The 22,160-nt window shown below is 62.7% G+C and carries 22 protein-coding genes; 12 read left to right on the top strand and 10 right to left on the bottom strand.

The window, feature by feature from the left end:
• Positions 1–183: 183 nt before the first annotated feature.
• The 8 genes from HQ843_RS05560 to ahcY all read left to right on the top strand — a co-directional run bounded on the left by HQ843_RS05560 (position 184) and on the right by ahcY (position 9,816).
• The gene (locus tag HQ843_RS05560; RefSeq protein ID WP_180899452.1) at positions 184–1,497 is read left to right on the top strand and encodes an ABC transporter substrate-binding protein; all 1,314 of its coding nucleotides are present in this window, start codon (positions 184–186) and stop codon (positions 1,495–1,497) included.
• A 223-nt stretch (positions 1,498–1,720) separates the two neighbouring features.
• Entirely contained in the window at positions 1,721–2,593 is an 873-nt protein-coding gene (locus tag HQ843_RS05565; RefSeq protein WP_180899451.1) for a carbohydrate ABC transporter permease, read from the top strand.
• 2 nt (positions 2,594–2,595) lie between these two features.
• Positions 2,596–3,426, top strand: coding sequence for a carbohydrate ABC transporter permease (locus HQ843_RS05570; protein WP_180899450.1), 831 nt, complete (start codon positions 2,596–2,598; stop codon positions 3,424–3,426).
• Positions 3,427–3,437: 11 nt separating this feature from the next.
• Entirely contained in the window at positions 3,438–4,436 is a 999-nt protein-coding gene (locus HQ843_RS05575; protein ID WP_180899449.1) for an ABC transporter ATP-binding protein, read from the top strand.
• Positions 4,437–4,525: 89 nt separating this feature from the next.
• On the top strand, positions 4,526–6,007 hold the full coding sequence (locus HQ843_RS05580; RefSeq protein ID WP_180899448.1) for a mannitol dehydrogenase family protein: 1,482 nt from the start codon (positions 4,526–4,528) through the stop codon (positions 6,005–6,007).
• Positions 6,008–6,026: 19 nt separating this feature from the next.
• Positions 6,027–6,701: an HAD family hydrolase gene (locus HQ843_RS05585; RefSeq protein WP_180899447.1), complete on the top strand. Its 675-nt coding sequence runs from the start codon at positions 6,027–6,029 to the stop codon at positions 6,699–6,701.
• 29 nt (positions 6,702–6,730) lie between these two features.
• Positions 6,731–8,305 (top strand): FGGY-family carbohydrate kinase, encoded by a 1,575-nt coding sequence (locus tag HQ843_RS05590; protein ID WP_180899446.1) that lies wholly within the window; start codon positions 6,731–6,733, stop codon positions 8,303–8,305.
• A 116-nt stretch (positions 8,306–8,421) separates the two neighbouring features.
• A complete protein-coding gene (gene ahcY, locus HQ843_RS05595; RefSeq protein WP_180899445.1) occupies positions 8,422–9,816 on the top strand; it encodes an adenosylhomocysteinase in 1,395 nt (464 codons plus the stop codon).
• 267 nt (positions 9,817–10,083) lie between these two features.
• Here ahcY and HQ843_RS05600 read toward each other — a convergent pair whose 3' ends face one another.
• On the bottom strand, positions 10,084–10,725 hold the full coding sequence (locus HQ843_RS05600) for a L,D-transpeptidase (protein WP_180899444.1): 642 nt from the start codon (positions 10,723–10,725) through the stop codon (positions 10,084–10,086).
• A gap of 162 nt (positions 10,726–10,887) precedes the next feature.
• On the opposite strand from HQ843_RS05600, the gene HQ843_RS05605 reads away from it, so the two are divergent.
• Complete coding sequence (locus HQ843_RS05605; protein WP_180899443.1) at positions 10,888–11,391, top strand: MmcB family DNA repair protein; 504 nt, start codon at positions 10,888–10,890, stop codon at positions 11,389–11,391.
• A 71-nt stretch (positions 11,392–11,462) separates the two neighbouring features.
• Here HQ843_RS05605 and HQ843_RS05610 read toward each other — a convergent pair whose 3' ends face one another.
• From HQ843_RS05610 to HQ843_RS05650, 9 genes are all read right to left on the bottom strand, one after another.
• The gene (locus HQ843_RS05610) at positions 11,463–12,806 is read right to left on the bottom strand and encodes a bifunctional folylpolyglutamate synthase/dihydrofolate synthase (RefSeq protein ID WP_180899442.1); all 1,344 of its coding nucleotides are present in this window, start codon (positions 12,804–12,806) and stop codon (positions 11,463–11,465) included.
• Positions 12,807–12,920: 114 nt separating this feature from the next.
• Complete coding sequence (gene accD / locus HQ843_RS05615; RefSeq protein ID WP_180899441.1) at positions 12,921–13,880, bottom strand: acetyl-CoA carboxylase, carboxyltransferase subunit beta; 960 nt, start codon at positions 13,878–13,880, stop codon at positions 12,921–12,923.
• 42 nt (positions 13,881–13,922) lie between these two features.
• Positions 13,923–14,762 carry a tryptophan synthase subunit alpha gene (gene trpA, locus HQ843_RS05620; RefSeq protein ID WP_180899440.1) on the bottom strand — a complete coding sequence of 280 codons (840 nt, stop codon included), beginning with the start codon at positions 14,760–14,762 and terminating at the stop codon, positions 13,923–13,925.
• Positions 14,763–14,823: 61 nt separating this feature from the next.
• Entirely contained in the window at positions 14,824–15,105 is a 282-nt protein-coding gene (locus HQ843_RS05625; protein WP_180899439.1) for a hypothetical protein, read from the bottom strand.
• 2 nt (positions 15,106–15,107) lie between these two features.
• Positions 15,108–16,328, bottom strand: coding sequence for a tryptophan synthase subunit beta (gene trpB, locus HQ843_RS05630; RefSeq protein ID WP_180899438.1), 1,221 nt, complete (start codon positions 16,326–16,328; stop codon positions 15,108–15,110).
• A 12-nt stretch (positions 16,329–16,340) separates the two neighbouring features.
• Positions 16,341–16,997, bottom strand: a complete 657-nt coding sequence (locus HQ843_RS05635) for a phosphoribosylanthranilate isomerase (protein ID WP_180899437.1) — start codon at positions 16,995–16,997, stop codon at positions 16,341–16,343.
• Between the two features lie 39 nt (positions 16,998–17,036).
• Positions 17,037–17,768 carry a M48 family metallopeptidase gene (locus HQ843_RS05640; RefSeq protein WP_180899436.1) on the bottom strand — a complete coding sequence of 244 codons (732 nt, stop codon included), beginning with the start codon at positions 17,766–17,768 and terminating at the stop codon, positions 17,037–17,039.
• A gap of 131 nt (positions 17,769–17,899) precedes the next feature.
• The gene (locus tag HQ843_RS05645; RefSeq protein WP_180899435.1) at positions 17,900–18,325 is read right to left on the bottom strand and encodes a DUF2852 domain-containing protein; all 426 of its coding nucleotides are present in this window, start codon (positions 18,323–18,325) and stop codon (positions 17,900–17,902) included.
• Between the two features lie 189 nt (positions 18,326–18,514).
• Entirely contained in the window at positions 18,515–19,090 is a 576-nt protein-coding gene (locus tag HQ843_RS05650; RefSeq protein WP_180899434.1) for an ActR/PrrA/RegA family redox response regulator transcription factor, read from the bottom strand.
• A 203-nt stretch (positions 19,091–19,293) separates the two neighbouring features.
• On the opposite strand from HQ843_RS05650, the gene HQ843_RS05655 reads away from it, so the two are divergent.
• The 3 genes from HQ843_RS05655 to HQ843_RS05665 all read left to right on the top strand — a co-directional run bounded on the left by HQ843_RS05655 (position 19,294) and on the right by HQ843_RS05665 (position 22,150).
• Positions 19,294–19,821 (top strand): gluconokinase, encoded by a 528-nt coding sequence (locus tag HQ843_RS05655; RefSeq protein WP_246710287.1) that lies wholly within the window; start codon positions 19,294–19,296, stop codon positions 19,819–19,821.
• 75 nt (positions 19,822–19,896) lie between these two features.
• Positions 19,897–21,165 carry an MFS transporter gene (locus tag HQ843_RS05660; protein WP_180899433.1) on the top strand — a complete coding sequence of 423 codons (1,269 nt, stop codon included), beginning with the start codon at positions 19,897–19,899 and terminating at the stop codon, positions 21,163–21,165.
• Positions 21,166–21,391: 226 nt separating this feature from the next.
• Complete coding sequence (locus tag HQ843_RS05665) at positions 21,392–22,150, top strand: helix-turn-helix transcriptional regulator (protein ID WP_180899432.1); 759 nt, start codon at positions 21,392–21,394, stop codon at positions 22,148–22,150.
• The last annotated feature ends 10 nt before the right edge of the window (positions 22,151–22,160 follow it).

Below are 22,160 nucleotides of genomic sequence, written 5' to 3' on the forward strand. Positions count from 1 at the left end.
TGTCTCTCGCACCGCGGGCGCACATTCTTATCCTCGCCTGTGCCGAAAAATTCCCCTTTCGAAACAATAATTTTTCGGCATCCGCCCAAAGTATGAGCATTCGCCCACTTGACAGCGCATGGCAATAAGGTGAGTAATTGCCCACATCATAGGCTATTGCTCAATTCTGAGGGAGGAACGAGTATGAAACTTCATTCGCTACTACTCGGCGCTTGCTCGCTGGTCGCGCTGACCGGCGTCGCTTCTGCTGAAACGCTGACCATCGCCACCGTCAACAACGGCGACATGATCCGTATGCAGAAGCTCACCGACGATTTCACCGCGCAGCATCCGGACATCGACCTCGAGTGGGTAACGCTCGAGGAAAACGTGCTGCGCCAGAAGGTCACCACCGACATCGCCACCAAGGGCGGCCAGTACGACGTCATGACCATCGGCAATTACGAAGTGCCGATCTGGGCCAAGCAGAACTGGTTGCTGGAACTCTCCGGCATGCCGGCCGACTACGACGAAGCCGACCTGTTGCCGGCCATTGCCGGCGGCCTCTCTGTTGACGGCAAGCTCTATGCCGCCCCGTTCTACGGCGAAAGCGCCATGGTGATGTACCGCACCGATCTCGCCGAAAAGGCCGGCGTCGAAATCCCGGCCGAGCCGACCTGGGACCAGATCATGGCTGCCGCCAAGGCGATGACCGACAAGGATGCCGGCATCTATGGCATCTGCCTGCGCGGCAAGGCCGGCTGGGGCGAGAACATGGCGTTTCTCGGCGCCATGTCCAACTCCTACGGCGCCCGCTGGTTCGACATGGACTGGAAGCCGCAATTCGACACCGACGAGTGGAAGGCGACGCTCACCGACTATCTGGACATGATGAACAATTACGGCCCGCCCGGCGCGTCGTCCAACGGCTTCAACGAGAACCTGGCGCTGTTCCAGCAGGGCAAGTGCGGCATGTGGATCGACGCCACCGTCGCGGCCTCGTTCGTGACCGACCCGAAGGAATCCAAGGTCGCTGACAATGTCGGCTTCGCGCTGTTCCCGGAAAAGGGCGATCTCGGCAATCGCGGCAACTGGCTGTGGTCGTGGAACCTCGCCATCCCGGCCTCGACCACCAAGGCGGATGCGGCCAAGGCGTTTGTCGCCTGGGCAACCTCCAAGCACTACACCGACCTTGTTGCCGAGCAGGACGGCTGGCGCGCGGCGCCTCCCGGCACCCGCACCTCGCTCTACAAGAACGCGGATTACCAGAAGGCCGCGCCGTTCGCCGAAATGACGCTGGAATCGATCAATGCGGTCGATACCAGCAAGCCCTCGGTTCAGGAAATCCCCTATACCGGCGCGCAGTTCGTCTCGATCCCGGAATTCCAGGGCATCGGCACCGCCGTCGGCCAGCAGTTCTCGGCAGCGCTTGCCGGCAATGTGACGGCAGATCAGGCGCTCGGCAGCGCCCAGCAACTGACGACGCGTGAAATGACGAAGGCCGGCTACATCAAGTAACCTTCCTCCGCGGGGCGGCCGGGCCTCAGGGTCCGGTCGCCTCCCGGAGTTCAAGCCGAAATGATGATGGCCGCCGCGCATGAAGTGACGGCGGCCAAACCGGTTTTTGCGCACCTGCAGACTGCCAGCCCCGGCCGGACGTGAACAGGGTGCGGAACGACCGCGGTTGAGGCGCCGGCATGGTCGGGCGTCCTTACGATCCACTTTGCGGGGAAACACCAAAATGGCGACGACCCATACCAGAAATGCGGCGCGGCTGATGATGGCGCCCTCGGTCATTCTGCTCCTGTTGTGGATGATCATACCGCTGTCGATGACGATCTACTTCTCGTTCCTGCGTTACAATCTGCTGATGCCGGGAATGGAGAGCTTCGCCGGCTTCATGAACTACCGGTACTTCCTGACCGACCCGGCCTTCTTCCAGGCGATCGGCAATACGCTGATGCTGGTGGGCGGCGTGCTGTTTGCAACCGTTGTCGGCGGCATCGCGCTGGCGCTGTTGCTGGATCAGCCGATGTTCGGGCAAGGCATTGTCCGCATTCTGGTGATCGCGCCGTTCTTCGTGATGCCGACCGTTTCGGCGCTGGTGTGGAAGAACATGCTGATGAACCCGGTCAACGGGTTGTTTGCCTCGCTGGCACGGTTACTGGGCGTCCAGCCGGTCGATTTTCTGTCATCGATACCGCTGACATCGATCGGCCTGATCGTGACGTGGCAATGGCTGCCATTCGCCACGCTCATTCTCCTGACGGCGCTCCAGTCGCTTTCCGAGGAGCAGAAGGAAGCCTCCGAAATGGACGGCGCCAATGCCTGGAACCGCCTGATCTACATCATACTGCCGCATATGGCGCGCGCCATCACCGTGGTCGTGCTGATCGAAACGATCTTCCTGCTTTCGATCTTCGCCGAGATCCTGGTCACCACAAATGGCGGCCCCGGCACGGAAAGCACCAATCTCACCTACCTCGTCTACATGCAGGCATTGCTGCAGTTCGATGTCGGGGGAGCATCCGCCGGCGGTATCATCGCCGTCATTCTCGCCAACATCGTTGCGATCTTCCTGGTTCGCATGATCGGCAAAAATCTGGAGGACTGACGATGGCACGCCGGGTAACAACGCAAAAGAAGATCGCCTTCACCGCATTCGCATGGCTGATTGCGTTTCTGATCTTCTTCCCGATCCTGTGGACGTTTCTGACAAGCTTCAAGACGGAGGGCGAGGCCGTTTCCTCGCCGCCCTCCTTCCTGTTCTTCCAGTGGACGCTGGAGAACTATGTCGAGGTGCAGGCGCGGTCGAACTATTTCCACCATTTCTGGAATTCGGTCGCAATCTCGCTCGGGTCCACGGTGATCGGCCTGCTGATCTCGGTCCCGGCCGCATGGGCGATGGCGTTTTCGCCAACGCCGCGCACCAAGGACGTGCTGTTGTGGATGCTTTCCACCAAGATGCTTCCGGCCGTCGGCGTGCTGGTGCCGATCTACATCATCTTCCGCGATCTCGGCCTGCTCGACACCCGCACCGGCCTGATCGTGATAATGATGCTGATCAACCTGCCGATCATGGTGTGGATGCTCTATACCTATTTCAAGGAAATTCCGGGCGAAATTCTCGAGGCTGCCCGGATGGACGGGGCTACGCTCGGCAAGGAGCTCGTCTATGTGCTCACGCCGATGGCGATCCCCGGGATCGCCTCCACCCTCCTCCTCAACATCATCCTTGCCTGGAACGAAGCGTTCTGGACGCTGAACCTGACGGCCTCGAAAGCGGCGCCGCTGACAGCTTTCATCGCTTCGTATTCGAGCCCGGAAGGCCTGTTCTACGCCAAGCTTTCCGCGGCATCGACCATGGCGATTGCGCCGATCATCATTCTCGGCTGGTTTTCGCAGAAGCAGCTCGTGCGCGGGCTCACCTTCGGCGCGGTTAAATAAGGACAGGACCAATGGGCAGCATCAGACTTGAAAAAGTTTCCAAGCATTTCGGCGAGGCCGCGGTCATCCCTTCGATCGACCTCGAAATCAATGACGGCGAATTCGTCGTTTTCGTCGGCCCGTCGGGCTGCGGCAAATCCACGCTTCTGCGGCTGATCGCCGGGCTGGAGGACGTCACCAGCGGCCGCATCCTGATCGACGGCGAGGACGCCACCGACAAGCCGCCGGCAAAGCGCGGCCTTGCCATGGTGTTCCAGTCCTATGCGCTTTATCCGCATATGAGCGTCAGGAACAATATCGGCTTTCCGCTGAAGATGGCGAATATCGACAAGGCGGAAATCGACCGCAAGGTCGAGGACGCGGCGAAGATCCTGAACCTGACCGACTATCTGGAGCGCAAGCCGCGCGCGCTTTCCGGCGGCCAGCGCCAGCGCGTGGCGATCGGCCGGGCGATCGTGCGCAATCCGGAGTGCTTCCTGTTCGACGAGCCGCTCTCCAACCTCGATGCCGCGCTCAGGGTCAACATGCGGCTTGAAATCACCGAGCTGCACCAGACGCTCGATGCCACCTCGATCTATGTGACCCACGACCAGGTCGAGGCCATGACCATGGCCGACAAGATCGTGGTGCTCAGAGCCGGCAATATCGAGCAGGTCGGTTCGCCGCTGGAGCTTTACCGCAAGCCTGCCAACCTGTTCGTGGCCGGTTTCATCGGTTCGCCGAAGATGAACTTCGTCACCGGCAAGGATGCGGAAGGCTACAACGCCCACACGATCGGCGTGCGGCCGGAACATCTGACGCTGTCAACCGAAAGCGGAACCTGGCAGGGCAAGGTCGTGGTCGCCGAACATCTCGGCTCGGACACATTCCTGCACATCGATGTCGCGGGCATCGGGCAGGTCACCGCGCGCGTGAACGGGGACTTTCCGGTTCGCCATGGCGATGTTGTCCATGTCACCCCCGATCCGGAGCGGATCTACCGCTTCGACGACAAGGGGCTGGCGCTCTAGGGCGCACCCGAAGCGGCAGGAAGCGCGGAAATACCGCATGGGCGCCATGAGCGGCGCGCATGCCCGGAATGCGAAGATCGGATAGAACAATGACCAAGGCACTTTCTCTTAATACAATCAAGGACCACGCGGACAAGGCGGCCGTGCCGACCTATGCCCGCGACGATCTTTCGCCCGGCATCGTCCATTTCGGCGTCGGCAATTTTCACCGCGCCCATCAGGCGGTCTATCTGCACGAGCTGTTCAACAAGGGCCGCGATCACGACTGGGCGATCATCGGCGCCGGCGTGATGCCGGGGGATGCGAAGATGCGCGACGCGCTGAAGGGCCAGGATTTCCTGACCACGGTGGTCGACCAGGAAGCGCATTCGAGCAGCGCCACCATTACCGGCGCGATGATCGACATGATCGCGCCGCCGGATTTTGCCGCGATGATCGAGCAGCTTGCCGACCCGGCGATCCGGATCGTCTCGCTGACCGTGACCGAGGGCGGCTATTTCATCGACCCGGCGACCGGCCGGTTCGATCCCGGACACCCGGCGATCGTGGCCGACGGCAACAATCCGGATGCGCCGAAAACCGCTTTCGGCCTGATCATTGCCGGCTTGAAGAAGCGCCGTGCCGCAGGCGTTCAGCCCTTCACTGTGATGTGCTGCGACAATATTCCCCATAACGGCGCGGTCACCAGGGCCACGGTTTCGGGCCTTGCCGAACGCTCCGATCCGGATTTCGCCGCCTGGATCCGGCAAAACGTCGCCTTCCCCAACGCCATGGTCGATCGCATCACGCCCGCCACCGGCGAGCGCGAGCGAAAGATCGCCGCGGAGGAATACGGCATCGCCGACAACTGGCCGGTGTTCTGCGAGGAATTCAGACAGTGGGTTCTGGAGGATGATTTCCCGCTCGGCCGCCCGGCGCTCGAAGAGGTCGGCGTCACCTTTGTCGAGGATGTCAGCCCCTACGAGATCATGAAGCTGCGGATTCTGAACGGCGGCCACGCCGCGATCGCCTATCCGGGCGAACTGCTCGATATTCACTTCGTGCACGAGGCGATGGAGAACGAGTTGATCGCCGCCTTCCTCGAAAAGCTCGAAAAGGATGAGATCATCCCGATCGTGCCGCCGGTGCCCGATACCGATCTCACCTCCTATTACGAGTTGATCGCGCGCCGCTTCGCCAACCCCAAGATCGGCGACACGATCGAGCGGCTTGCGCTCGACGGCTCCAATCGCCAGCCGAAATTCGTGCTGCCGTCGACAGCCGCACGGCTGGAAAAGGGACTCGACGTCACCGGCCTGGCTCTGGTTTCGGCCCTGTGGTGCCGTTATTTCGAGGGCACGTCGGACAGCGGACGCAAAATCAGGTTCAACGACGAGGCCGCCGACCGCCTCCATGCGGCAGCCCTTGCCTCGCGGGAAAATCCGACGCGTTTCCTGGAAGAGCGTGATATCTTCGGCGCCGTTGCCGACAATCCGCAATTCGTGAAGCGGTTCACCGGGGCGCTGACGAGCCTGCGCACCCGTGGCACCGCCGAAACGCTGAAGCGCTATATCGACGGCGATCTGGAGTAGCGCCGCAATCAGGAGCCTCATGGCCGCAAAGCCGCTCATCATTTTCGATTGCGACGGGGTGCTGGTCGACAGCGAGCCGATTTCGCTCGCGGTCTTGCGGGAGGCGCTGGCCACCGAGGGCATCAGCATTTGCGATGAGGATGCGCGGCGGCTTTTTCTCGGCCGCTCGCTTGCCACCATGCTTGCAGTCGTCAAGCAGGATTTCGGCGCGACGCTTGGCGACGGGTTTCTGGAGCGGCTGAGACGCGAACTCTACGCCCGCTTCCGCCGCGATCTGAAGCCGACGGAGGGCATTGCCGAAGCCTGGACAGCACTTGCGGCGGAAGGCTATGGCTGGTGCGTTGCCTCCTCGTCCCAACCCGAGCGCATCCGGCTTTCGCTGGAGATCGCGGGGCTTCTGCCCCGGTTCGAACCGCCGATCTTCTCCGCCTCGATGGTGGAGAACGGCAAGCCCGCGCCGGATCTTTTCCTTTACGCGGCAAGCCGGATGAAGCGGTCGCGGGAGGAATGTCTGGTGATCGAGGACAGCCTCGCGGGTATTGCCGCGGCGAAGGCCGCGGGCATGCGGGTTTTCGCCTATGTCGGCGCCAGCCACGCACAATCATCCGACTACCGTGCGCAGATCGCGGCGCTTGACCCCGACCTAATGTTTGACGCCATGGACATTCTCGTCCAACGTGCGGCAAAAGTCTGACGGAAAAATCAAGGGTAGGAGCGACCGGGATGCGCGATCATGTGATTGCGGTCGATGTCGGCACGGCAAGCGTCAGGGCGGGCGTGTTCGATGCTGCAGGCGTAATGCTTGCCCGCGAGGCCGCTCCGCTGCGGTTGAAACGTGCCGGCCCCCGGCGCGGCGAATATTGCTCCGAAGACATTTGGCAGATGACGGCGGGCGCAGTGGTCGCGGCCCGCAAGGCAGCCGGCATCGCGGCCGAAAGGATCGCGGGTCTCGCCTTCGGCGCCACCTGCTCGCTGGTGCTTCTGGGGCGCGACGGCCGCCCGCTGGCGCTGTCCGAAGACGACACCGGTCCGTTCGACACCATCGCCTGGTTCGATCACCGCGCCGCCGATGAGGCAGCGCTTCTCAGCGGTTTCGACCATGAGGCGGTGCGCCATTCCGGCGGCTCGGTGTCGCCGGAAATGCAGGTTCCGAAACTGGCATGGCTGAAGCGCCACCGGCCGGACCTATGGGATCAGGCCGGCGCCTTCTTCGACCTCGCCGATTACCTCACCTTCCGCGCCACCGGCAACGATCGGCGGTCGCTGTCCACACTTGCGGCCAAATGGTTCTATCGCGGCGATCACGTTCTTCCCTGGCCGGGCGACCTTCTGGACCGGGTAGGCCTGTCCGACCTGCGCGACAAGGCGGGCGTCCCGGCATCCGTGCTGGCGCCGGGGGATGCTGCGGGACGGCTGACGGCGGCGGCGGCCCGAGATCTCGGGCTGGACGACGACGTGGTGGTCGCCGCTGGCCTCATCGATGCCTATGCCGGCGCGCTCGGCGCGCTGCCGCCGCCCGGCCTGAAAGCCGATGGCGAACTCGCCCTGATCGGCGGCACATCGAGCTGCATCGTCGGCTATGCCGGCCGGCCCGCCTTCGCGCCAAGCCTCTGGGGACCCTATTTTTCCGCGCTCTATCCCGGGAAATGGCTGTTCGAGGCGGGCCAGTCGGCGACCGGCGGCCTGCTCAACCACCTGCTGGAAGTCCACAGCGCCGGCGGCATCGCCACCGAGGAGCAGCATGGTCGGGTGATTGCCCGGATCGAGGAAATGCTTGCCGAACATGGCCCCGGCTTTGCCGACGGCCTCGACATCCTGCCCGATTTTCACGGCAGCCGTTCCCCCTTCGCCGATCCCTCGATGACCGGCATGGTCGCGGGATTGACGCTCGACGGAAGTTTCGACGGGCTCTGCCGGCTCTATTGGCGCGCCTCGGTGGCGATCGCCCTGTCGCTCCGGCAGATCCTCGCTTTGCTGACAGAGAATGGCATTCCCGCCACGAGGCTACATCTTGCCGGCGGCCACAGGCGCAACCCGCTGCTGACCCGCCTTTATGCCGATGCGACCGGATTGCCGGTGGCGATATCGCCCACCGAGGACGTCGTCCTGCTCGGCTCCGCCATCCACGCCGCAACCGCCGCGGGCCTCGCCGACAGCCTCGGTGCTGCAGCGCGAACCATGCAGGCCGCGCCGTTGGAGATTAAACCTGACCCCGCGCTTTCGGACTACTATGCCGGCCAGTATCGCCGGCTCGAAATCCTGCAACGATGCCGCGAAGATCTAAAATCCGTCAGATGACTTGCGACAGAAAGACATAAAGATTTCTTTATGTCTTTCTTGTCAGCTTGGACGCTTGCTGGTAGTAAAGGATCAAAACCTGCGGGCGTTTCGGCCTGCCTATTCCGGAGTTTCAGATGACAAACGACTATCTCGTCGCCGATATCGCGCTTGCCGATTACGGCCGCAAGGAAATCGACATTGCCGAAACCGAGATGCCGGGCCTGATGGCCGCGCGCGCCGAATTCGGCGACAGCCAGCCGCTGAAGGGCGCACGTATTTCCGGTTCGCTGCACATGACGATCCAGACCGCAGTGCTGATCGAGACGCTGAAGGCGCTTGGCGCCGATGTGCGCTGGGCCTCCTGCAACATCTTCTCCACCCAGGACCATGCCGCCGCCGCGATTGCCGCTTCCGGAACGCCGGTCTACGCCGTCAAGGGCGAGACGCTTGCGGAATACTGGACCTATACCGACCAGATCTTCCAGTGGACCGATGGCGGTCAGTCGAGCATGATCCTCGACGATGGCGGCGACGCCACCATGTATATCCTGATCGGCGCCCGCGCCGAGGCCGGCGAGGACGTGTTGTCGAAGCCCGGCTCCGAGGAAGAGGAAGTGCTGTTCGCGCAAATCAAAAAGCGCATGGAAGCCTCTCCCGGCTTCTTTACCAAACAGCGCGAAGCCCTTCTGGGCGTGACCGAAGAAACCACCACCGGCGTCAACCGTCTCTACCAGCTTGCGAAGAAGGGCCAACTCCCCTTCCCGGCGATCAACGTCAATGATTCGGTCACCAAGTCGAAATTCGACAACAAGTATGGCTGCAAGGAATCGCTGGTCGACGGCATCCGCCGCGCAACCGATGTGATGATGGCCGGCAAGGTCGCCGTCGTCTGCGGTTACGGCGATGTCGGCAAGGGCTCGGCCGCCTCGCTTTCCGGCGCGGGTGCCCGCGTCAAGGTGACGGAAGCCGATCCGATCTGCGCGCTTCAGGCGGCGATGGACGGGTTTGAAGTGGTGCTGCTGGAAGACGTGGTCGCGAGCGCGGATATCTTCGTCACCACCACCGGCAACAAGGACATCATCCGCATCGAGCATATGCGCGCGATGAAGGATATGGCGATCGTCGGCAATATCGGCCATTTCGACAACGAGATCCAGATTTCCTCGCTGCGCAATTACACATGGACCAATGTGAAGCCGCAGGTCGACATGATCTCGTTTCCCGACGGCAAGCGCATCCTGCTTCTGTCGGAAGGTCGCCTGCTGAACCTCGGCAACGCCACCGGCCATCCGTCCTTCGTGATGTCGGCCTCGTTCACCAACCAGGTGCTGGCCCAGATGGAAATCTTCCAGAACCACGACAAGTACGAAAACACGGTCCACGTTCTGCCGAAACATCTCGACGAAAAGGTCGCCCGCCTGCATCTCGACAAGCTCGGCGCGAAGCTGACGGTGCTGTCGGAAGAACAGGCCGCCTATATCGGCGTGACGCCTGAGGGTCCGTTCAAGCCGGAACACTACCGCTACTGAGGCCTGACGGGGGCGGTCGATCAGTCGGTGGCCTGCGAACGTCATAAAAAGAAAAGGCGGCCCTGCGTAGGAGCCGCCTTTTTCTATCGGCATCTCGCTTTTTTCGGGTCACCCTCGGGCTTGACCCGAGGGTCCAGGCGACGTTCACCGTGCGGCCTGGATGCTCGGATCAAATCAGAGCATGACTCTGAGAGTGGTGTAATTCCTGCGTCACCAGCCTGGCAGGTGCGCGCTGAACCGGCAGACCAAATGTCGTCTCGTCCCTGCTCAGCCTTCGAGCACGATCACCTTGGTGCGCTTGTCGGGATCGACGCGGGCATAGAGATCGATGATGTCCTGGTTGATCATGCGGATGCATCCGGACGAGACGGCCTGACCGATCGAGGTCCAGTCCGGATTGCCGTGGATGCGGAACATCGTGTCATTGCCGTTCTTGTAGAGATAGAGCGCGCGCGCGCCGAGCGGGTTCATCACGCCGGGCTCCATGCCGCCGGCATATTCCTTCAGCTCCGGCTGGCGCTTGATCATGGCCTGCGGCGGATACCAGGTCGGCCATTCGGCGCGGCGGCCGATATAGGCGTCGCCCGACCAGCGGAAGCCGTCGCGGCCGACGCCGATGCCGTAACGCAAGGCCTTGCCATCCTCGAGCACCAGATAAAGCAGCCGTTCCCTGGTATCGACGATGATCGTGCCGGGGGCCTCGTCGGTCTGGTAGTTGATGATCTGGCGGCGATATTTGTCGTCAACCTGGGTGATCGGCACGCGCGGCAGGTCGACGCCGTCGTCACTGGTCGCCGCATAGGCTGAGATCGGCGCCATCACCGTTGACGAACTGTTCGTGGTGGTACAGCCAGCGGCTGCGAGCAGGCCCGTCAGCGAGATTGCCAGGAAAAGGGTTCGAATGTGCATGGGCGGTCTCACGGCGTGGAACAAAAGGTGATAATAAGCAAGTGATAGAAGCTTATGGTTAAGATTTGGTTGCAACACAAGCTCTGGTACTGGCGGGAGGTGTGAATCGCGCGCCAAGGCCGCAGCGCTGTTGTGAAAATGCATCGAATGAAAGGAAGTTCCATGGCGATTGTCGATCTACATGGAAAAAACCCGACGGCGGACGGCCGCCAGTCGGACCGCGCCATCATGGTGCGCCGCGGCGTCCAGCATCTGCTGAAACACATGCGCCTTTCCGCAATCGCCGAGATGACGCTGAGAAGCGGCCGGCGCGCCGACCTGATCTGCCTTTCGGAAAAGGGCGAGATCTGGATCATCGAGATCAAGACCTCGATCGAGGATTTCCGCGTCGACCGGAAATGGCCGGAATACCGCGAATATTGCGACAGGCTGTTCTTCGCCACCCATGCCGATGTGCCGCTCGATATCTTCCCCGAGGATTGCGGCCTGCTGCTTGCCGATCGCTACGGCGCCGAGATGATCCGCCCCGCGCCGGAACACCGGCTCGCCCCGGCCCGGCGCAAGGTGCTGACCCTTGCCTTCGCCCGCAACGCCGCCGACCGGCTGACCTTTGCCGAACTGGCGCTGGAAAAGCTGGAAGCCGAGGGCATCGACGTTCGAATCTGAAAGGCCCTGAAGCGTCGGGCGAAAAAGTGGAATCCGGTTTTTCGTTAACCCGACGCGTCAAAATAGAGAATCTATAGTGGCGGCGTTCCGTTTTCGGCAAGCGCATTGCCGGCGAAATAGAGCGAGCCGCCGATCAGGATACGCGGTGCCGGCTGGTCGGCGCGCGCGCGCATGCAGATCGCCGCCAGCGCCTCGCCGATCGAGGACACCGGCTCGGCGGAAAGACCGGCATCGGCCGCAGAGGATGCCAGCGCGACGGGGTCGATCGAGGCCTCCGTGCCCTTGATCGGCGCGCAATAGACATAGGTCGCAAGGCCCGCGAAATGTTCGAAAAAGCCGAACGGGTCCTTGGTGTTGATCATGCCGATTATCAGGAACAGCGGACGCGGATCGCGCTCCTCGAAGCCCGCCAGCGCCTCGGCGATGACCTCTCCGGCGCCCGGATTGTGGCCGCCGTCGAGCCATATTTCCGACCCCGCCGGAGCCGCCGTCACCAGGTCGCCCACGGTCAGCCGCTGCAGGCGCGCGGGCCAGAACACGGAGCGCATGGCCGTTTCGACGGCCTTTTCCTCCAGCGTGAAACCGGCGGCCTTGACGGCCGAGATCGCGGCGGCGGCATTGGCATATTGGTGACGTCCCGGCAGAGCCGGCAGCGGCAGGTCCATCAGACCGTCGCCATCCTGATAGACAAGGCGGCCATGTTCCTCATGGGCGGAAAAATCCTGGCCATAGACGTGAAGCGGACAGCCGAGCCGGTCGGCGCTGGCGATCAGCACCTCCTCGGCCGCCTCATATTCCTGCTGGCCGATCACCACCGGCACGCCGGGCTTCATGATGCCGGCCTTTTCCGCCGCGATCAGTTCCACCCGGTCGCCGAGATAGGCCTGGTGGTCGAGCGAGATCGGCATGACCACGCAAACGGCGGGCCTGTCGATGACATTGGTGGCATCGAACCGGCCGCCGAGGCCAACTTCCAGGATCACCACATCGGCGGGAATTTCGGCGAACAGCACGAACGTCGCCGCCGTCAGCATCTCGAACACGGTGGCCTTGGCCCCGCCATTCGCGGCCTCGACGCGGCTGAGCGTTTCGGCCAGCAGCATGTCGTCGACATAGCCGCTCGCGCCGCCCGGCCCGCCGATGCGGAAGCGCTCGTGCCAGCGCACCAGATGCGGCGAGGAATGAACGTGGACCGAAAGGCCGGAGGCCTCCAGCAGCGCCCGGCAGAAGGCGGTCGTCGAACCCTTGCCGTTGGTGCCGGCGATATGGATCACCGGCGGCAGGGAGAGATGCGGATTGCCGAGCTTTTCGAGCAGAACCCGGATCCGCTCAAGCGACAGATCGAAGCCCTTCGGATGCAGTTGCATCAGGTGCTCGATCACGCGCTCGGCAGCGCCGAATGACTGGTTGTCCATGATTGATCCGATTCTGCGGGCGTCTCCCGCCGGGGCGTCTTCGCACCCTTTTTATTCCGTCCGGTGCGGACGGTCGCCGCTGCCTCTGGCGGGCGGCGGCTCCCTTCATCTTTCTCAGGCCTGCTGCACCGGAGCTTCGTCCGCAGGAAGCGGGGCGCGGGGCATCTCTTCGGAGATCGCCTGCGGCGACTGCGGTCCTTCCAACAACGCGTTTGCGGGCGTTGCCGGGGACCCGGTCATGATCTTCAAAAGCCTGGCCAGCGTCTCGGCCAGATCATGGCGCTTGACGACCATGTCGACCATGCCGTGTTCGAGCAGGTATTCCGCCGTCTGGAAGCCGTCCGGCAACTGTTCGCGAATGGTCTGCTCGATCACGCGGCGGCCGGCAAAACCGATCTCGGCGCCGGGTTCTGCGATATGCAGGTCGCCGAGCATGGCATAGGAAGCCGAAACGCCGCCGGTGGTCGGGTTGGTCAGCACAACGACATAGGGCAGGCCCGCATCGCGCATCATCTCGATCATCACCGTCACGCGCGGCATCTGCATCAGCGACAGGATGCCCTCCTGCATGCGCGCGCCGCCGGACGCCGGGAAGATCACCAGCGGGCAGCCTTCGTCGATCGCGCGCTGGAAGGCCTGGATGATCGCCTCGCCCGCGGCCATGCCGAGCGAGCCGCCCATGAACTTGAACTCCTGCACAACGGCAACGAGTTTCAGACCCTCGAGCGTGCCGAGACCGGCGACGATCGTGTCTTCCTGGTCGGTCTTGGCGCGGTTTTCCTTCAGACGGTCGATATATTTCTTGGAATCGCGGAATTTCAGCGGATCCTGCGCCACCTTCGGCTGCGGCAGATCCTCATAGGCGCCGTCATCGAACAGATCGGCAAGGCGCGCGCGCGCCGGCATCTTCATGTGATAGCCGGAAGACGGGATCACCCACTTGTTTTCTTCCAGATCGGTATGAAACACCATGGCGCCTGTTTCGGGGCACTTGATCCACAGATTCTCGGGCACCTCGCGGCGGCCGAACATGGAATTGATCCGCGGCCGCACGTAATTGGTAATCCAGTTCACCACATGAACCTCCTGAATTTCTTTGCCTGCCGTGTGCCAGATTTACTCGGCGGCTGCAAGGCGCGCGTCCCGCACCCCGCTTGAAAGGCCTTTCACGAAGGTCGAAACCGCATCGACCGTATCCTTGCTTGCCTTGCCATCGGCCGTCAGGCTGCCGGCGATCTGGTTGACCAGCGCGGTTCCCACCACCACGCCATCTGCGGCCGCCCCAATCAGGCGGGCATGCTCGGCGGTCTTGACGCCGAAGCCGACGCAGACCGGCAGATCGGTATGCGCCTTGATGCGCGCAACCGCAGCGCCTACCAGCGAGGGGTCGGGCAGCGCCGAGCCGGTGATCCCGTTCATCGAGACATAATAGACGAAGCCGGAGGTATTCTTCAAAACCGCAGGCAGGCGCTTGCCGTCCGTGGTGGGGGTCGCAAGCCGGATGAAGTTCAGACCCGCCGCGAGTGCCGGTATGCAGAGTTCATTGTCCATTTCCGGCGGCAGGTCGACGATGATCAGCCCGTCAATGCCAGCTTCCAGCGCATCTGCGATGAAGCGGTCGACGCCGTAGATATAGATCGGATTGTAATAGCCCATCATCACGATCGGGGTATCGGCGTCGCTTTCGCGAAACCTCCGGGCAAGTTCCAGGGTCTTGGCCAGCGTCTGGCCGCCCTTCAGCGCCCTCAGTCCCGCCATCTGGATCGACGGGCCATCGGCCATCGGATCGGAAAACGGCATGCCCAGTTCGATCACGTCCGCGCCGGCCTTCGGCAGCGCCTTCATGATGGCGAGCGAGGTATCGAAATCCGGATCGCCGCCCATGAAATAGGTGATCAGCGCCGGCCGGCCCTCGGTCTTCAGCGCGGCAAAGCGTTTTTCCATACGTTCGGTCATACTCTACTCCGTGGCATCTTCGATGCGAAATAATCTGCGAGCGGCGCGCCGGCCCTGCGTGCTATTGCGTTGCCTCGTCCGACCAGGCCGAAATCGCCTCCACCAGCGACTTATGGACGGACTTCATGTTCAGCACGAGGCTGTCGATCTCGGCCGAGGCATTGCCGCCAGCCGCAAGAGCGTTCAGCGCCGAGACCATCTCGATGTTGAACAGGTTCTGATGCGCCAGCGCCTCGATCACCGCACGGCGGACATCGTTGCTGCCGTCATCCTCCTCCTCGATGATCTCGAACAGCGCTTCCGCCAGTTCCGACACTTCCTCGATCATTTCCCCCCGGCTCATGCCTACATCTCCATTCCGAGAATCTTGCCCACCGTATGCACGTCCTTGTCGCCGCGGCCGGAAAGGTTGGCGAGGATGATCTCCTGCCTGCCCATCTTCGGCGCTCGCTTGACGATTTCGGCGATCGCATGGCTTGCCTCGAGCGCCGGGATGATGCCCTCGAGACGGGTCATCAACTGGAACGCCTCAAGCGCCTCGGTGTCCATGATCGGCACATAGTCGACGCGGCCAATATCGTTGAGCCAGGAATGTTCGGGACCGATGCCCGGATAGTCGAGGCCGGCCGAGATCGAATGGCCTTCCTTGATCTGGCCGTCGCCATCCTGCAGCAGATAGGTGCGGTTGCCGTGGAGCACGCCGGGCGCGCCGGCGGTGATCGAGGCGCAGTGCTCCTCGCCGCCAAGCCCCTTGCCGCCGGCTTCGACGCCGACGATCCTGACCTCCGGATCATCCAGGAAGGGATGGAAGATGCCGATCGCGTTCGAGCCGCCGCCGACGGCGGCAATGACGAGATCGGGCAGTCGGCCCTCGGCTTCGAGGATCTGCTGGCGCGCTTCAATGCCGATCACCGACTGAAAATCGCGCACCATTTCCGGATAGGGATGCGGGCCTGCCGCCGTGCCGATCAGGTAATAGGTATCGTCGACATTGGTGACCCAGTCGCGCAAGGCTTCGTTCATCGCATCCTTGAGCGTGCCGTGTCCTGCCGTTACCGGCTTCACCTCGGCGCCCAGAAGCTTCATGCGGAACACGTTCGGCGCCTGCCGCTCGACATCGGTGGCGCCCATATAGACCACGCAGGGCAGTCCGAAACGGGCGGCGACGGTGGCCGAGGCCACGCCGTGCTGGCCGGCTCCGGTCTCGGCGATGATCCGGGTCTTGCCCATGCGTTTTGCGAGCAGGATCTGGCCGATGCAGTTGTTGATCTTGTGCGAGCCGGTGTGGTTCAGTTCCTCGCGCTTGAAGTAGATCTTCGCGCCGCCGAGATGCTCGGTGAGCCGCTCGGCATAATAGATCGGGCTCGGCCGGCCGATATAGTGCTTGCCGAGCGAGGTGAGCTCCGCCTGAAAGGCCGGATCGGTCTTCGCCTTTTCCCACTCGGCCTCGAGTTCGAGGATCAGCGGCATCAGCGTCTCGGCGACGAAACGGCCGCCGAAAATGCCGAACAGACCGGTCTCGTCAGGTCCGGATTTGAAGGAATTCAGCTTCGGGGTCTCGTTCACGGTCATTCTCCATCAGGCCGTTGCATAGGCAGCGTCAACGGCATCAAAAAAGGCATCGATCCGGGCGGCGTCTTTCACCCCGGGCGCGCTTTCGACGCCGGAGGAAACATCGAGCCCCGGCGCACCGGTTTCATGAAGCGCCGCGGCCGCATTGTCCGCCGAAAGACCGCCCGACAGGAAATAGGGAATAGTCGGGCGCCAGCCGGCAAGCAAGCGCCAATCGAATGTCACCCCATTTCCGCCCGGAAGCGTTGCGTTTACGGGCGGTTTTGCGTCAAAAAGCAGATGATCCGCGACACCGTCATAGTCGCTGACCCGGGCAAGGTCTTCAGGCGTGCGCAGCGAAAACGCCTTGATCACCGGCAGGCCGAACAGCGCCTTGATGGTCACCACCCGGTCGGGCGTCTCGTGACCGTGAAGCTGCAGCATGTCGGGGCGGGCGGCATAGACGATCTCCTCCAGGAGATCGTTGTCGGCATCGACGGAAACGGCGACCGTTTTCGCGCGGCCGCGCACATGCGCAATCAGGCCGGCGGCGATATCGGGCTCGACATGGCGCGGGCTCTTCTCAAAGAAGATGAAGCCGACATGGCTCGCGCCGCGACGGATGACGTGATCGATCGTGTCTTCGCTGCGGAGCCCGCAGATCTTGATGGCCGGACGTTTCATGGTCTGTCCTTAACATATCGGGAAAAACTTCGCGAGTAGCTATACGGTCGGGGGCTCGAAGCGGATCGCATGGAGAAACGAGCCTTCCGCCTTGAGCCAGCGCCGCGCCTCGGGGGTTCTCGGACACAGTCTTTCGCACAACGCCCAGAAGCGCGGGCCATGGTTCATCTCGCTCAAATGCGCGACCTCATGGGCGGCGAGATAATCGACCACAAAAAGCGGCGCCATCGCGATCCGCCAGGAGAAATTGAGGTTGCCGGTCGACGAACACGAACCCCAGCGCGATTTGGTGTCCTTGAACGCGATCGCCGAAAAACTCTTGCCGCTTGCCCCTGCGTGATGGCGCACCCGCTCGGTGATTTCGCGTCTCGCCTCCTTCTTCAGGTAATCGGCCGCCCGGCGGCCGATGCTGGCAGCGGGGCCGGAGACCAGAAGAACAGGCGCGCCGTCCTCCAGGCAGGCCTCGGTCAGCCCGCGCAGATTGCCGCTGTGGCGGATGGTGTGGGCAACGCCGAAAACCGGCAGCGTTGCGCCGTCGCCAACCGTGGTGTCGCGGCCGTCGAAGCGGGCCATGCGGTCGATCAGCCAGTCATGATGGCGGCGCAGAAATCCGTCGACCTGATGGCGCGCGAGCCCCGGCGGCACGGTCAGGCTCACCGCGTGGCCGCCCGGCTCGATCTTCAGCGTCATCCGCCTGGCGCGCGCGCTGGTCTTGACATTGAGGGGCAACAGCCGGCCGCCGATGTCGATTGTGCTGGTCCTGTCGTTCATTCTGTCTCTCGTGGGCGGATTGATTTCCTATAGCCCCTTGATCACCGGCCCGGCCACAAAAAAAGGCACCGCCCGGGGGATATGGGCGATGCCGAAACACTGGAGCCACGCCCAAGGCGTGACGCATCGGTTCAATCCTGCGGCGTGCCGCCGAAATTGCCGTTATGGTTATTGCGATCACGCATGAAGCGGTCGAATTCCTCGCGGTCGCGGGCTTTTCGGAGCTCGTCGGTATAGCGGTCGAATTCGGCTCGCATCTCGTCGAGCTTGCGGCGTTCGGCCTCGATCCGCTCCATTTCGGTGCGGCGCCATTCATCGAAGGCGGCGTTGCCGGTCGAAGCCATCGGTTCGGCGGCGTTGCGCATGTTGCGCCTGCAGGACCCGAAGGCGCGCTCGGCGGAGCGCTTCCAGTCGCCGCGCGACATATTCAGACGATCGCCCCAGATGATATAGGCAAGCATCACCAGTCCAAGCGGCCAGAACACGACAAAGCCGATCACCATCAGGGCAATCGTAAGTGGCGTCCACGCCGGACGCAGTAACGCGGTCTCGTTCATCTCTGTTTTTCCTCGCTCTGTTTCGGCGGTTGACCACCGATACTCACGATATGGAAATGGCGAAACGCCGCTTCAAGATATATTCGGCGGGAATCGAACGAATTTGGAGGAAACGGTACGGTTTCGGAGGGAAGGATTGGCCAATTGTCGGAAACGGCCGGGAGGGCTGATTGCCGATCCGGCCGCCGTTTAACGCGGCGCCCGTTTTGCCAGAATGCGCTGCAGGGTGCGGCGGTGCATGTTGAGACGGCGGGCGGTCTCGGAGACATTCCGGTCGCACATTTCGTAGACCCGCTGGATATGTTCCCAGCGCACCCGGTCCGCCGACATCGGATTTTCCGGAAGGTCGGTCCTTTCGCCGGGCTGCTGGGTCAGCGCGTGGACGATATCGTCGGCATCGGCGGGCTTGGCCAGGTAATCGAGCGCGCCGAGCTTTACCGCCGTGACCGCGGTGGCGAGATTGCCGTATCCGGTCAGCATCACGATCCGGGTATCGGCCCGGGCCTCGCGGATGGCGGCGACCACGTCCAGCCCGCTGCCGTCCTCCAGTCTCAGGTCGACGACGGCGAAAGCCGGGGGCCGCGCTTTGGCAAGCGCCGTTCCTTCTGCAACCGAGCCCGCCGTTTCGATATCGAAGCCGCGCGTTTCCATGGCGCGGGCGAGCCGGCGCAGGAACGGCGCGTCGTCGTCCACAAGCAGAAGGCTGCGGTCATCGCCGAGGCCGGCGAGGCCGTCATCCGTATCGGGGGTCTGTAACTCGTTCATTTCATTCGGCCTGCAGGTAATGCCTGAACCCTTATGCCTCCGGGCGGGGCGGGGGTAAACCCCCGGCGTCTCATAAATCCGTCACCGTAAAGGCCGGATGAGGCGTGTGAGGCCCCGGCCGCTGAAACGGCATGTGCGCTTCCATTCCGATGCGAACCATTTTAGACCACGGACTGACATTTGCGAAAATCAGGCGGGACAGAATGAACAATCGTGACATCGCAATTCCTGACGCCATCATCGTCATGGGCGTCAGCGGCTCGGGCAAGTCCTCCGTTGCGCGGCGTCTTGCCGAGCGGGCAGGCTATGATTTCATCGAGGGCGACGGGCTCCACCCTGCTGCCAATGTCGACAAGATGTCGCGCGGCATTCCGCTCGAGGATGACGACCGCTGGCCATGGCTGGCGCTGATCGGCACGGAAATCGCGAGCCACCGGCAGGAGGGGGTCGTGATCACCTGTTCGGCGCTGAAAAAGGCCTACCGCGACCGTCTGCGCGAGGCCGCCGGAGGGCCGCTGGCTTTCATTTTTCTTGAGGGCAGCGAGGCATTGCTGAGCGCCCGGATGGGCCACCGCGCCGGCCATTTCATGCCGCTTTCGCTGCTCAAGAGCCAGCTCGCGACGCTGGAACGGCCGGACGGAGAGCCCGGCGTGGTCGTCGTCGACATCGATCATCCGCTCGAAGCGATCTGCGATGCGGCGCTTTCGGGCCTTGCCGGCGCATTTGACTGAGCCGCCGCGTTTTCCGCCTTGCCTTTCGCGCATTCATCAGCGAACGTCAGGCAGGTGTAAGCGTGGAGAAACGGAATGACGGTGACGGCCAGCGAGCGCAATCGCGCACTGTTTCTGGGGAGCATGGGCGGCGGGCTCGAATTCTATGACTTCGTGATCTACGCCTCCTTCGCCTCCCAGATCGGCAAGACCTTCTTTCCCGACGAGGCCGCCGCCACAAGACTTCTCGCGGCCTTCGCGATCTTCGCCGTCGGCTATCTGGTGCGCCCGATCGGCGGCATCCTGTTTTCCCATTTCGGCGACAGATACGGCCGCAAGGCAATGCTGCGGATCTCGATTGCCGGGATGGCGGGCGCAACCTTCGTGATCGCCTTCCTGCCCGGCTATGCCAGCTGGGGGATTTCCGCCACCGTGCTGCTGGTGTTGCTGCGCATGGTGCAGGGGCTTTGCCTTGGCGGCGAGATTCCGGGCGCGATGACGCTGATCACCGAAACCATGCCGAAGCGGCGCGGCCTTGCCTGCGGCTTCCTGTTCATGATCATCAATGTCGGCATGCTGGTCGCCCAGGCGGTGCAATGGTCGATCGAGCATCTGCTGTCGGAAGCCGCGGTGCTTTCCTATGGCTGGCGCATCGGTTTCTTCGTCGGCGGCCTGGTTGCGATTGCGGGGTTTTTCCTGCGGGCGCGGCTTTCCGAGAGCCCGGCCTTCGCCGAGATGGAATCCCACGCCCACAAGGTGCCGCTCGCCGCGCTTTTCCGCAACAATGGCCGCGCCGTCTGGCTCGGCCTGTTCATCACCGGGCTCGGGGCGGCAGCCGTGCCGCTGCTTTATCTCTATATGAATTCCTATCTGACCGATTTCCTGAAATACGATCCCGATCAGGTGGCGACCGCCGTTCTTGTCGGCATCGTCCTGTTCTCGCTGCCGATGCCGGTTGCCGGCCTGATTTCGGATTTCGTCGGCATCAAGATCCCCGCCTTCATCGCTTCGCTGACGCTGGCGGTGGCGGCGATCCCGGCCTATGTCTGGATGCATCAGGGCGTGGCCGAACTGTTGCCGGCGATGGTCGTGATCTCGCTGATCGCCTCCTTTGCCTGGGGCGTCGGGCCGGTGCTGCTGACGGCGATCTTCCCCACGGATGTGCGCTATACCGGCGTTGCCTTCGTCTACAATATCGGCTTCGCGATCGTCGGCGGACTGACGCCGCTGACGGCGACCTTCATCATTCAGCAGACCGGGTTCACGCTTGCGCCCGGCTTCCTGCTGGCTTTGTTTGCGGGGCTCGCGGCGGTGGCGATCTTCCTGTCCGAGGTGTTGCCTTCGCGCAAAACCGGTCGCGACTGAACGGTTCGGGGAGCAACCGCCGGATCCGCATCGGTCGTTTGCAGGAAGAGGGCCGATGCCCGCTGTTTCGTGGTTCCCTACCGTTGATCAGATGATTATAATGCAGAGTTAGCTACTGTTCGAAAATGCGCGCTTTACGTGCGGATAACTGAAAAACCCTCACTGCGGGAGGCCCGTCGTAGACTGCACGAGCCACATATTGTGTGCTGGGTCTGGGCGAGATCGCATGAACAAAATCGACCTGGTGCTGGAAAATCTCGTCCTTGTTCATGAGATGAACAGGGTTGAGGAAATCGGCCGCGTCGTCGCCAATGCCGCGCAAGGTTACGGATTCTCCTATGTGGGCCTGTTTCGCCGGTTCTGGCCCAGCGATGGCGATCGCCCGCGCTGGCAGCCGGTAACCCACTGGCTCAACCGCCGGCCAATTCTCGAATTCAGCGAGAAGTGCGCGCACGGCGCCGATGTGGGATGGTCGAGGCTTTCGGGCGTGGACGCGCCGTTTACCTGGGACAAGTTGCTGGAGATGGCCCGGCGTGAAAACCAGGTCGTCTACCGAAAGTTGAAAAAGCAGACGGATTGGGCGGCTGGAGCGGGCATTACCCATGGCATCACCTTTCCGGTGTTTGCCCGCGATGGCCTGATGGGTAAGCTGATCCTCGGCAGCGATACGCCGGTCGACCTGTCCCCGGTGGAGGTAAGCCTGTTCACCACGCTTGCCACCCAGAGCCTGCGGCAGTGCACATCCATTCTGCAGCGCGGTAAAGATGATGCCGCCGAAACGACGTTGGTGCCGCGGCTTTCCGACAGGGAGCTTCTGATCCTGAAGTGCATTGCCGGCGGCATGACGTCGGTCGAGACCGGCAAGGCGGCGAATATCTCCCACCATACGGTCGACTGGTACGTCAACAACCTCCAGGGCAAACTCGGCGCGCGCAACCGCCAGAACCTGGTAGCGCTGGCCTTTCGGCACGGCCTCGTCCGATAGTCGATCTCCG

The sequence above is a fragment of the Martelella sp. NC20 genome, assembly GCF_013459645.1.
Taxonomy (GTDB): domain Bacteria; phylum Pseudomonadota; class Alphaproteobacteria; order Rhizobiales; family Rhizobiaceae; genus Martelella.